This is a genomic window from Burkholderia crassaminum (assembly GCF_964265005.1).
GTDB lineage: Bacteria > Pseudomonadota > Gammaproteobacteria > Burkholderiales > Burkholderiaceae > Burkholderia.
In genome coordinates this window covers 12,391-23,557 of sequence record NZ_OZ183801.1, presented here as the reverse complement: position 1 = coordinate 23,557, position 11,167 = coordinate 12,391, and the positions used below count along the sequence as shown (strand labels likewise).

Below are 11,167 nucleotides of genomic sequence, written 5' to 3'. Positions count from 1 at the left end.
CCGGTGACTGGGCGCACGCACGATCCTCCGCAACACGAAAGGCCGTCCGGCGCCCGTGCGGGCCCGGCCGCGCCTCGTTCACCCGTCCGGAACCCGTCGCCATGAAAAAGCTTGTCAACCGCCCGTCCGATGTCGTGCGAGAAATGCTGGAAGGCATCGCGCGGCAGTCGCCGCATGTCGCGATCCTCGGCGACGAGCACGTGCTCGTCCGCCAGCCGCTGCCCGAGCCGGCGCAGCGCCCCGTCGCCATCCTCTCCGGCGGCGGCAGCGGCCACGAGCCCGCGCACGGCGGCTATGTCGGCGAAGGGATGCTGAGCGCGGCCGTCTGCGGCGAAGTGTTCACGTCGCCGTCCACCGACGCCGTGCTCGCCGCGATTCGCGCCAGCGCCGGCCCGAACGGCGCGCTGCTGATCGTGAAGAACTACACGGGCGACCGGCTCAATTTCGGGCTGGCCGCCGAGCTCGCGCGGGCGGAAGGCATTCCGGTCGAGACGGTGATCGTCGCCGACGACGTCTCGCTGCGCGGCCGCGTCGAACGTGGCCAGCGGCGCGGGATCGCCGGCACCGTGCTGATCCACAAGCTCGCCGGCGCGGCCGCCGCGCGCGGGCTGCCGCTTGCACGCGTCGCGGCCATCGCGCGCGACGCGGCAGCCGAGCTCGGCACGATGGGCGTCGCGCTCGACGGCTGCACGATCCCGGGCGCCGACAAGTCGGGCTTCAGCCTTGGCGACCACGAGATCGAACTCGGCCTCGGCATCCACGGCGAGAAAGGCGTCGAACGCCGCGCGCCGCTGCCGGCCGATGCGCTGGTCGACACGCTGCTGTCGAGCATCGCCGCCGATCTCGTGCTCGACCGCGACGAACGCGTCGCGCTGTTCGTCAACGGCCTCGGCGCGACGCCGGACATGGAGCTCGCCATCGTGCTGCGCGCCGCGCACGACAACCTGACACGGCGCGGCATCGTCGTCGCACGTGCGTGGGCCGGCACGTTCCTGTCGGCATTGAACATGCCCGGCTGCTCGATTTCCGTGCTGCGGCTGAACGACGAACGCGCGGTCCTGCTCGACGCGCCGACGCAGGCGCGCGCATGGCCGGGCGGCGGTGCAGTGAATACGCAGATCCGCGTGGCCACGGCCGCTGCGCAAGAAGCGCCGCTGCCGCCGCTCGATGCGGCCGGCCGTGCGTGGGCGGCGCGCCTGCAACCCGCGCTGCACGCGGTCGCGCAGACGCTGATCGATCACGAGCAGACGTTGACGGACCTCGATGCGGCGGCCGGCGACGGCGATCTCGGTGCGAGCATGCTGCGCGCCGCGCAGGCGATCCTCGCGTTGCCGGAATCCGCATACGGCACCCCGGCCGGCACGCTCGCGGCGCTCGGCGCCGCGTTGCGCCGCGCCATCGCCGGCAGTTCGGGGCCGTTCTATGCGACCGCGCTGCTGCGCGCATCCCGCCGGCTGGCCGATAGCGCCGAGCCGTCGGCGCGCGACTGGGCCGCGGCGTTCCGCGGTGCGGTGGATTCGATCAGCGAACTGGGCGGCGCGCACGCCGGCGACCGGACGATGCTCGATGCGCTGGTGCCGGCCGTCGCTGCATTCGAGCGTGCGCTCGACAACGATCGCGATCCCGCGGGCGCATGGGCGGCCGCGGTCGAGGCCGCCGAACACGGCGCGCAGGAAACCGCGCGCATGACGCCGCGCGCGGGGCGTGCGAGTTATCTCGGCGAGCGCGCGATCGGCACGCCGGACGGCGGTGCCGTTGCGGTGTCGTACTGGTTGCGCGCGTTGCAGCCGCACGTGCGATAAGCGGTAGAAGCAGGCTGGCGCGGGCACGCCGCGCCGCCCGCATCAGCCTGCCGCGCGCGTCCCGGTTCGCCCCGGCAACAGCGCGGCGCCGATGGCGGCCACGCCGAAACTCGCGAGCCAGCACCAGTAGCCGATTGCATCGAGATGCACCGGCTCGACCCCGCCGCCTTCGTTGACGACGATCCGATGCTGCGTCAGGAAGCTCAACCCGAACAGCAGTGCAAGCACGGCCAGCGCGACCGCCTGCGCGCGCAGACGCTTCACGATCAGCCACCAGGCCGCGAACACGAGCGGGTTCGCGAGCCACGCGAAGATGCCGAAGAACACGCCCATCCAGCCCGTCAGCAGCACCTGCCAGCCGTCGGCCCATGGATGCGGGTCGGGCGCGCCCGTGCGGAACGGCGCGGTGAACATGGCGACCAGATAGAGCACCACGCTGATCGCGAGCAGCACGGTCGTGGCGCGGCCCATCGGCGGTCGAACGGACGCAGTGGCGGGGATCGAGGTGTTCATGGGCGGGCCGGGCGCCCGGCGCGGCAGCGCGCCGCCGGAAACGCCCGATGCAGGTCGTTCAGACGCCTTCGACCAACACGGCGCGATAGCGCCCGCCCTTGAACCGGTGCTGGACGACGTCCTGGTATTCGGGGCCGTGATACCACGCGTGCGCCGCTTCCTTCGACGGAAACTCGACGATCACGACGCCTTCCGGGCCTTCGCCCTCCAGCGTTTCCTGTGGCCCGTAGGCCGCGAGCACCTTCACCGGATGCCCGGCGAGCGTCGGGCTGACCTTGCTTAGGTAGACGTCGAGTTCGTGCTGGTCCTGCGTGCTTTCACGTGTAAACACAATGTAGGTGGCCAAGATACGTGCTCCTGATGCAATGCGTGGAAGGTGGAAGGGCCGGCCGCGCGCCGCACCGTCCGGCGAACGGCTCGCGGCCTGCTCGCAGCTTACAGGGGTTTGCCGACGCACGTCGGGGCCCGCCCGCGTGCGCTCCCGAGCGATGGCGGCGGGCGGTACCGATCATCCGCGCACGGCGCTTGCCGCGTCGCGGATGAACGGAACGGCGCCCGTTACGCCAGGGTCGCGGTGGCCTGCATCGTCAGCCAGCCGTCGCGATCCTTCGCCCACAGCTCGACCGTCTGGCCGTCATCCGACGGCTTGCCGCACAGCGTGAACGGCGCTCCGTCGAACGTCGGACGCACCGCGCGGAACGCGAAGCTCGCGAGCGTCGCATCGGGCCGTTCGCGATGCACGAGATCGACGAGCAGCGTCGCGATCAGCGGGCCGTGCACGACGAGCCCCGGATAACCCTCCTCCTGCGTCACATAGCTGCGGTCGTAGTGGATGCGGTGACCGTTGAAGGTCAGCGCCGAATAGCGGAACAGCATCACGGCGTCGGCCGTGACCGTGCGCGACCACGTCTCGCCTGCCGGCGCCGCGACCGGCTTCGGCGCGGGTGCGCCCGGCTGCGGCGCATCACGATAGACGATGTCGTGCTCCTCCTCGACGCACAGCACGCCGTCGCACTCGATCCGGTGCTGCACCGTCACGAAAACGAGCCGGCCGCTGCGGCCCGTCTTGTCCTCGAGGTCCGCGATCGTCGATTCGCGTATCGCGCGCCGTCCAGTACGCAGCGGTGCATGGAACGTCAGGCGCCCGCCGGCCCACATGCGGCGCGGCAGCGGCACGGGCGGCAGGAAGGTGCCGCGCTTCGGGTGGCCATCGGGGCCGACTTCGGCCAGCGGCGCGACAGGCAGGAAATAGAGCCAGTGCCACAGCGGCGGCACGACGTCACCCGGCGACGGGCGGTCGAGCGTGGCGGCCAGCGCGTTCAGCGGAAACGCGGTGATGTCGTCGCCGAGCGTTTCGGTCTTGCCGAGCCACGCGTCGAGCGACGCCGGGGCGGAGGGCTGCGAGGATGGGGTAGACACGTGAGCAATCTCCGGGATACTTGCAACGGCTTCAATATGCACGCCGCGCGCCGTTTCGCGAAGCCGGATTTCCCGACCCCGGCTTCGAACCTGCCTGACCTGCCGGACGACTTTCGTCTGACAATTAGATCGCGGTCGCCGCGCCCGCCCGGGCCGACATCCTTACAGCTTGACCATCACCGGCACGCCGCCTAAATTGCTTCAGACGGGCCGGCCGCGCCGCGAGCGACGTGTCATTCGGGTGACAAAAACGATAGTTTGCTATCGAATTATTTTGCCCCTATCATCTCGCCCATGACCAATCTGCACGACCTCCGCCTCGCCGTCAGCAGCCTGCTCGTGCTGTCCGCGCGCAAGTGGCGCCGCACCAGTGACGGCGTGTTGAACGCGTACAACGTGTCCGAGGCCTGCGCGACGCCGCTGCTGATCGCCGGGCGCCTCGGCGAAGGCGTGCGGCAAGGCACGCTCGCCGAACACGTCGGCATCGAAGGGCCATCGCTCGTGCGCCTGCTCGACCAGCTGTGCGCGGCCGGCCTCGCGCGCCGCGACGAGGATCCGCACGACCGCCGCGCGAAAACGATCTCGCTGACGGCCGCCGGCCGCGCGGTCACCGCGAAGATGGAGGAAGACCTGCGCCTGCTGCGGGCGCAGGTGCTCAAGGGCGTCACGCGCGCCGATCTCGAAGCGACGCTGCGCGTGCTCGACGCATTCAATGCCTCCGAGTCGCACACGGCCGCCGCGCGCGCATCCCGCACCGGCAACGCCCCGTCATGACCTATCCGAGCCTTCGCGACTGGCTGTTCTCGGGCAAGACGTTCGCCGCGTCGATGCTGGCGCTGTATCTCGGCCTGTATTTCCAGTTGCCGCGCCCGTACTGGGCGATGGCGAGCGTCTACATCGTGTCGAACCCGTTCGTCGGCGCGACGCGCTCGAAGGCGCTGTATCGCGCACTCGGCACCGCGCTCGGTGCGGCCGCCGCGATCTTCTTCGTGCCGCCGTTCGTCGAGACGCCGCTGCTGTTTGCGATCATCGTCGCCACCTGGTGCGGCACGCTGCTCTACCTCGCGATCTCCGATCGCACCGCGCGCAGCTATGTGTTCATGCTCGCGGGCTATACGATGCCGCTGGTCGCGCTGCCGACCGTGACCGATCCGTCCACGATCTTCGACGTCGCGATCGCACGTACCGAGGAGATCGTGCTCGGCATCGTGTGCGCGAGCGTGGTCGGCAGCGCCATCTTCCCGAACCGGCTCGCGCCGACGCTGATCGAGCGCACCGATGCGTGGTTCAAGGACGCCGCGTTCTATGGCCGCGAGACGCTGTCCGGGCACATCGCCGGCAAGGCGCTGTCCGCATGCCGGCAACGCCTCGCGGCGACCATCACGGGCCTCGAATTCCTGCTGAGCCAGCTGAGCTACGACCATGCGCATCCGCGCATCCTCGCGCGTGCGCAGGCGCTCGCGGGCCGGATGCAGCTGTTCCTGCCGCTGATGTCGTCGCTCGCCGATCCTTTGATTGCGCTGATGCGCGACCTGCATATCCGGCCGGCCGGGCTCGACGAACTCCTCGCCGATGCCGCGAAATGGTTCGACGCGCCGTTGCCGGCCATCAGGGCCGGCACTGACGGCGACATGACCGACGACCCGGTCGCGGAACGCCTGCGCGAACGCATCGCCGCGCTGCAGCCGGCCGACCACGCGCTCGCGAGCTGGGACGGCGCACTGCTGTCGAACGCGCTGTGGCGGCTGCGCCAGGTCATCGACATCTGGCAGGACTGCCGCTCGCTGCGCGCGCTGATCGGCAACGAATCGGGCGTCTGGCAGCCGCGCTACCGGCACTGGCGGCTCGGCGGCACCGAGCGCTTCTTCGATCGCGGGATGATGCTGTTCTCGACGCTGACCGTCGTCGCCGCGATCGTGTTCGCGAGCTGGCTGTGGATCTCGTCCGGGTGGCACGACGGCGCTGCGGCCGTTACGCTCGTGGCCGTGTCGTGCAGCTTCTTCGCCGCGCTCGACGAGCCGGCGCCGCTGGTGTTCAAGTTCTTCCTCGCGACGACCGCAAGCGTCGTGTTCGCGGGCCTGTACCTGTTCGTCGTGCTGCCGCACGTGCACGATTTCGCGATGCTCGTGGTGATGTTCGCGGGCCCGTTCATCCTGATCGGCACGCTGCTGCCGCGCCCGCAGTTCAACATGGTGACGATGCTCGTCGCCGTGAACACGGCCACCTTCATCAGCATCCAGGGCGCGTACGACGCCGATTTCTTCGTGTTCCTGAACAGCAACCTCGCAGGCGTCGCCGGGCTGCTGTTCGCGTATGTGTGGACGCGTGCGACGCGGCCGTTCGGCGCCGAACTCGCGGTGCGGCGCCTGCTGCGCTCGGGCTGGGAAGATGTCGCGCGCTCCGCGTCGACGCAACCGCTCGACGACCAGCGCAACCACGCGTCGCGGATGCTCGACCGCGTCACGCAGTTGCTCCCGCGCCTCGGCGCGTCCGACGACCACCGTCATCCGTCGATCGAAAGCTTCCGCGACCTGCGCATCGCGCTGAATGCGCTCGACCTGCGCCGCTCGCGCCGCCGGCTGTCGGGCGACGTGCCCGACGCGATCGACCGCGTGCTGGCCGGCGTCACCGACCACTACACGCGCTGCGCCGCCGCGAACGCGCGCCAGCCGGCACCGCCCGCGCTGCTCGCGACGATCGACGACGCGCTGCAACGCGTCGCGGGCCGCAACCTGCCGGACGCCGCGCCGGCGGAACACGGCACGGCGCCCGCTTCGCCGGCCACGCCCGCCACGCATCGCCGGCTGCGCGACACGCTGCACGCGCTCGTCGGCCTGCGCCTGTCGCTGTATCCGGCCGCGGCGGCGCAGCCGCCGCAGGCGTCGGACGGAGCACGCGCATGATCCCGTTTTCCCATCCGTCTTTCCGACTGCGACCATGATCGGCGAAATCGACATCTTCGGCGTATTCGTGCCGGCCCCGCTCGTGCTGATGCTGATCGCCTACCTGATCAACATCGTCGTGCGCGCCGTGCTCGAGCGCGTCGGCTTCTACCGCCTCGTCTGGCACCGTTCGATCTTCGACCTCGGCATCTACGTGTTCGTGTTTGCCGCCGTCGTGATCGTTTCCCACCATCTCGTGGCTACCTAACGTGAAAAAAACCTGGCTCTCGGCAGGGCAAATCCTGCTCACCCTGATCGTCGTCGTCGTGGCTGCCGTCGTGCTGTGGCGCATCGTCAACTACTACATGTTCTCGCCGTGGACCCGCGACGGTCACGTGCGCGCCGACGTGATCCAGGTCGCGCCGGACGTGGCGGGCCTCATCACGTCGGTGCAGGTCGCCGACAACCAGGAGGTCAGGCGCGGCCAGGTGCTGTTCGTGATCGACCAGGCCCGCTACACGCTTGCGGAACGGCTCGCCGAAGCCACGCTCGCGCAGCGCCGCGCGACGCTCGCGCAGGCGAAGCGCGAATACGCGCGCAACCTGCAGCTCGGCAACCTCGTCGCGAGCGAACAGGTCGAGGAGAGCCGCACGCGCGTCGAACAGGGCGAAGCGGCCGTCGCCGACGCGCAGGTGTCGCTCGACACCGCGAAGCTGAACCTCCAGCGCACGACGATCGTCAGTCCCGTAGACGGCTACCTGAACGACCGCGCGCCGCGCGTCGGCGAATACGTGCCGGCCGGCCGCGCGGTGCTGTCGGTCGTCGACCGCAACTCGTTCCGCGTCGACGGCTACTTCGAGGAAACCAAGCTGCGCGGCATCCACATCGGCCAGCCGGTCGACATCATCGTGATGGGCGAGCCGCATACGCTGCGCGGCCATGTGCAGAGCATCGTCGCCGCGATCGAGGATCGCGACCGCACGCAGGGCGCGAACCTGCTGCCGAACGTGAACCCGGCATTCAGCTGGGTGCGGCTCGCGCAGCGCGTGCCGGTGCGCGTCGTGCTCGACGAGGTGCCCGAGGATTTCCGGATGATCGCGGGCCGCACCGCGACCGTCTCGATGCGCGAAGCCGACACGCGCCGCAACGGCAACGCGAAGCCCGCAGGCGGCGCGTCAGCGACGGCCGCCGGCACGGCGGCGGCCGTCACGCCGGTATCGGCGGCTGCCAGCGCAGCGGGAGCATCGCAATGAAACGGCACGGTCTGCGCCTCGCCGCGACGCTCGCGCCGCTTGCGCTCGCACTCGGCGCGTGCAAGTCCGTCGGCCCCGATTACACGCTGCCGCAGCAGGCGTACGTGAACGCGCCGCTCGCGAACCACGCGCTCGACGATGCGAACGGCTCGCTCGTGTCGCGCGACGCCGTGCCCGGCAACTGGTGGCAGCTCTACGACGACCCTGTACTCAACGCGCTCGTGCGCGATGCACTGAAGTCGAACACCGACCTGCGCGTGGCCGCGGCCAACCTCGCGCGCTCGCGCGCGGCGCTGGAAGTCGCGAGCCAGCAGGGCGGCTTCTCGGGCGGCGCGGAAGCCGCCGTGCAGCGCGCACAGGAATCGGCCGAGCAATACCTGCTCGAGAACAAGCTGCCGGTTGTCAACGAAGGCTCGGTCGGCATCAACGTGTCGTACGAGATCGACCTGTTCGGCAAGCTGCGGCGCGGCGTCGAAGCCGCGCGCGCGGACAGCGAGGCCGTCCGGGCCGCCGGCGACCTGGCGCGCATCACGGTCGTCGCCGACGTCGTGCGCGCGTACGTCGAATCGTGTTCGGCCGGCGACGAACTGGCCGTCGCGAAGCAGTCGCTCGCGCTGCAGAAGCAGCGCGTCGCCCTGTCGCAGCGGCTGCGCGATGCCGGGCGCGGCAACCAGACCGACGTGACGCGCGGTGTGACGCAAGTGCGCACCCTCGCCGCCGATATCCCGCGCTTCGAAGGCCGCCGCAAGGTCGCGCAATACCAGCTCGCCGCGCTGCTCGCGCGCTCGCCGGCCGACCTGCCGAAGGCCGTCGCCGAATGCGAGCGCCTGCCGAAGCTGCGCCAGCCGATTCCGATCGGCGACGGCGCCGCACTGCTGCGCCGCCGCCCCGACGTGCGCGAAGCCGAGCGGCAACTCGCCGCCGCAACCGCGCGCATCGGCGTGGCGACCGCCGCGCTGTACCCGTCGGTCAGCATCGGGGCGTCGGCCGGCTCGGTCGGTGTCGCTGCCGACCTGTTCTCGTCGACGACGAATCGCTGGTCGTTCGGCCCGCTGATCAGTTGGTCGTTCCCCGTCAACGGCCAGCGTGCGCGTGTGCGCGAAGCCGAAGCCGCGACGGGCGGCGCGCTCGCGCACTTCGACGGCGTCGTGCTGAACGCGCTGCGCGAAACGCAGTCGAGCCTCGCGACCTATGCGGCCGACGTGCAGCGCACGGAAGCACTGCGCACGGCCTATGAATCGGCACGCAATTCCGCCGACGAAACGCATCGTCTCTATGTGGCCGGCCGCGAGTCGTTCATCTCCGATCTCGACGCGACGCGTACGCTGACGAGCGTGCAAGCACAGGTCGCTGCGGCCGAAGGGCAAGTGGCGGCCGACCAGGTGCGGCTCTTCCTCGCGCTTGGCGGCGGATGGGACAGCGACAACACGGCGACCGCGCAGGGCGCCCGGCCCGACACCGCGCACGCCGCTTCGGCACCCGCGACGAACGAGTAATACCCCGAGCGTCATAGACTTCGGTATATAGCGCCGGCGTCGCAAATCGCCGTGCGCAAAGGGGTTTTCGTGATTCGCGCCATAGCATCCGGAGGGCGACGGACGCCCGCATTGGCGGTAAACTCGCCGATGCATTCCATTCATCTTTCGCTGCCGGTCCGGCAGCGACATCCACTCCGGAGATCCATCATGCGAACCAGCGCCCGCAACCATTTCGCCGGCCAGGTCAGCGCCGTCAAGACCGGTGCCGTCAACGACGAAATCACGCTCCGCACGCAGGACGGCCTCGACATCGTCGCCGTGATCACCCACGGTAGCGCGGCTTCGCTGGGCCTCGCGTCCGGCTCGAAGGCGTTCGCACTCGTGAAGGCGTCGTCGGTCATCGTGATGGTCGACGTCGACAGCAGCAAGGTGTCGGCCCGCAACTGCGTCGCGGGCACCGTAGCGTCGGTCGCGAAAGGCGCGGTCAACTCGGAAGTCGTGATCAAGGCCGCGGGCGGCGCCGAGATCGTCGCGATCGTCACCAACGACAGCGTCGATCGTCTCGGCCTCGCGAGCGGCACGGCTGCGTCCGCGATCTTCAAGGCATCGAGCGTGATCGTCGGCGTCGAGTGAACGCGTGACGATCGCGATGGCGATCCGTTGGGCGCCGCGCACTCGCGCCGATTGCGCCGTGCGGCTGTCGGCCCGATGCACGCGATGACAGCCGCGTTCGATCACGCTCGACAACGGGCGCTGCAGTCGCTGCTATCCGCAGCGGCCACCGCCGACACGCCCGATACCCTCCTGTTCGGCGCGCTCGTTGCGGCACGCGCGCGCCACAACGAACTCGGGCTGCTCGGCCTGTCGCATCCGCAACTGGCCGGCCTGCTGGCGCGGCAGTTTCCGCGCCTGCCTGCGGCCGATGCCGCGGTACTCGTGCCGACGGCAGCGATGGCCCTGCTGCCATCCACCCACGCGGCGTTTGTCGCGACGCTGCACGCGCGGCTGATGGGCGACGCGAATCCCGCCGCCGACCGCGACGACGCCGGTTGTCTCGCGTCGATCATCGCGCACGCCTGCCTGCGCCCCGATCATCTTTGGCGCGATCTAGGGCTCGACGGGCGCGACGCGGTATCCGCGATGCTCGATCGCTATTTCCCCGCGCTTGCCGCGCGCAACGTCGCTCACCTGCGCTGGAAGAAATTCCTCGCACAGGAAGTGGCCGCATCGCTCGACGTGCCGCCGGGCCCCGCCCCCGGGTGCCCGGGCTGCGAGGATTTCGGCTTCTGCTTTCCCCACGCGCGATAGTCGCCACGGCGGCTCGAGCCTCCCGTTCGATTCGTCGCATCGCCATCCGCAGAAGCCGCGTTGACCGACATGGCGAGCCCCAACCTGCTGTCGCGCGATTTCGAAGTCACCGCCCGCTTCTACGACAAACCGGGGTTTGCTGAAACCTGGCACGAAGACGGCTGGCTGATCCTCAAGCGCGGCGACCTGTTGCCTGACTACTTTTCGCACTCCGAACTCGATGCTGCGACTAGCGGGTTCCACTACGGCTTCCGGCTCGCGAACGTCGGCACGTTCTTCAACGACATGCTCGCAGCCGACAACTCCGAGCAGACGACCGGCCGGCCGCGTGCGCGCATCGGTCGATGCGCGAAGCCTGCGTCGGCACGGTGGGCGCGCTGATCGCTGACCGATCCGGACGGTTCGCCGATCAGGTTGATCCAGACCGAAGACCAGGCTCGGACCCGCTGTAGCGACTTCGATCGGGCGACGCTGTAAACAGATGCGCGCGCGATGCGGCGCACGCCCCATAA

The 11,167-nt window shown here is 69.9% G+C and carries 12 protein-coding genes; 9 read left to right on the top strand and 3 right to left on the bottom strand.

Features of this window, described 5'->3' with window-relative positions; genetic code table 11:
• The first annotated feature begins 101 nt into the window (after positions 1 to 101).
• Positions 102 to 1,802: a dihydroxyacetone kinase family protein gene (locus ACPTTF_RS33380; protein WP_423371920.1), complete on the top strand. Its 1,701-nt coding sequence runs from the start codon at positions 102 to 104 to the stop codon at positions 1,800 to 1,802.
• A 42-nt stretch (positions 1,803 to 1,844) separates the two neighbouring features.
• Here ACPTTF_RS33380 and ACPTTF_RS33375 read toward each other — a convergent pair whose 3' ends face one another.
• The 3 genes from ACPTTF_RS33375 to ACPTTF_RS33365 form a co-directional block, all read right to left on the bottom strand.
• Entirely contained in the window at positions 1,845 to 2,315 is a 471-nt protein-coding gene (locus ACPTTF_RS33375) for a hypothetical protein (protein ID WP_423371919.1), read from the bottom strand.
• A gap of 58 nt (positions 2,316 to 2,373) precedes the next feature.
• The gene (locus ACPTTF_RS33370; RefSeq protein WP_423371918.1) at positions 2,374 to 2,661 is read right to left on the bottom strand and encodes a DUF1330 domain-containing protein; all 288 of its coding nucleotides are present in this window, start codon (positions 2,659 to 2,661) and stop codon (positions 2,374 to 2,376) included.
• A 212-nt stretch (positions 2,662 to 2,873) separates the two neighbouring features.
• Positions 2,874 to 3,734: an FAS1-like dehydratase domain-containing protein gene (locus ACPTTF_RS33365; RefSeq protein ID WP_423371917.1), complete on the bottom strand. Its 861-nt coding sequence runs from the start codon at positions 3,732 to 3,734 to the stop codon at positions 2,874 to 2,876.
• 294 nt (positions 3,735 to 4,028) lie between these two features.
• Here ACPTTF_RS33365 and ACPTTF_RS33360 point away from each other — a divergent pair, with 294 nt between their 5' ends.
• The 8 genes from ACPTTF_RS33360 to ACPTTF_RS33325 all read left to right on the top strand — a co-directional run bounded on the left by ACPTTF_RS33360 (position 4,029) and on the right by ACPTTF_RS33325 (position 11,036).
• Positions 4,029 to 4,508 carry a MarR family winged helix-turn-helix transcriptional regulator gene (locus ACPTTF_RS33360; protein WP_423371916.1) on the top strand — a complete coding sequence of 160 codons (480 nt, stop codon included), beginning with the start codon at positions 4,029 to 4,031 and terminating at the stop codon, positions 4,506 to 4,508.
• Positions 4,505 to 6,637: an FUSC family protein gene (locus tag ACPTTF_RS33355; protein ID WP_423371915.1), complete on the top strand. Its 2,133-nt coding sequence runs from the start codon at positions 4,505 to 4,507 to the stop codon at positions 6,635 to 6,637. The genes ACPTTF_RS33360 and ACPTTF_RS33355 overlap by 4 nt, the downstream gene beginning before the upstream one ends.
• Before the next feature lie 34 nt (positions 6,638 to 6,671).
• Positions 6,672 to 6,884: a DUF1656 domain-containing protein gene (locus tag ACPTTF_RS33350; RefSeq protein ID WP_011350409.1), complete on the top strand. Its 213-nt coding sequence runs from the start codon at positions 6,672 to 6,674 to the stop codon at positions 6,882 to 6,884.
• A 1-nt stretch (position 6,885) separates the two neighbouring features.
• The gene (locus tag ACPTTF_RS33345; protein ID WP_423371914.1) at positions 6,886 to 7,869 is read left to right on the top strand and encodes an efflux RND transporter periplasmic adaptor subunit; all 984 of its coding nucleotides are present in this window, start codon (positions 6,886 to 6,888) and stop codon (positions 7,867 to 7,869) included.
• Complete coding sequence (locus ACPTTF_RS33340; RefSeq protein ID WP_423371913.1) at positions 7,866 to 9,365, top strand: efflux transporter outer membrane subunit; 1,500 nt, start codon at positions 7,866 to 7,868, stop codon at positions 9,363 to 9,365. Before ACPTTF_RS33345 ends, ACPTTF_RS33340 begins: the two co-directional genes overlap by 4 nt.
• Before the next feature lie 189 nt (positions 9,366 to 9,554).
• Entirely contained in the window at positions 9,555 to 9,980 is a 426-nt protein-coding gene (locus ACPTTF_RS33335; protein ID WP_423371912.1) for a TOBE domain-containing protein, read from the top strand.
• Positions 9,981 to 10,064: 84 nt separating this feature from the next.
• On the top strand, positions 10,065 to 10,655 hold the full coding sequence (locus tag ACPTTF_RS33330) for a nitrogen fixation protein NifQ (protein ID WP_423371911.1): 591 nt from the start codon (positions 10,065 to 10,067) through the stop codon (positions 10,653 to 10,655).
• 69 nt (positions 10,656 to 10,724) lie between these two features.
• Positions 10,725 to 11,036, top strand: coding sequence for a bleomycin resistance protein (locus ACPTTF_RS33325; protein ID WP_423371910.1), 312 nt, complete (start codon positions 10,725 to 10,727; stop codon positions 11,034 to 11,036).
• Positions 11,037 to 11,167: the final 131 nt, after the last annotated feature.